The sequence below is a fragment of the Pseudomonas sp. SDT291_1_S447 genome (assembly GCF_054070155.1).
In genome coordinates this window covers 1-282 of record NZ_JBSVXS010000355.1, presented here as the reverse complement: position 1 = coordinate 282, position 282 = coordinate 1, and the positions used below count along the sequence as shown (strand labels likewise).

1 protein-coding gene is annotated in these 282 nt (G+C 64.2%); it reads left to right on the top strand.

What is annotated here, in order from left to right:
- Positions 1 to 248 (top strand): ATPase, T2SS/T4P/T4SS family (locus ACW9IR_RS29910; protein ID WP_457466211.1); only part of this gene is annotated, 248 nt, incomplete at its 5' end.
- Between the last annotated feature and the right edge of the window lie 34 nt (positions 249 to 282).

The following is a 282-nucleotide window of genomic DNA, read 5'->3' as shown; positions in this document are numbered from 1 at the left end:
GCACCTGGCGCCCGGTCGGTTGCCCGGCGTGCAATCAAACCGGCTACAGCGGCCGTACCGGCATTCACGAATTGTTCTGCATCGATGACGACATCCGCACCCTGATTCACCAAGGGGCAGGGGAGCAGGCCTTGCGCGCATCTGCTGCCAAGGCCGGGATGTTCAGCCTGCGTGAGGACGGCGAGCGCTGGATCCGTAGCGGCGCCACCGCGCCTGAAGAAATCCTCCGTGTGACACGGGACGCCTGATGAATCGCTATCGTTTTGAAGCCGCCGACGCGAC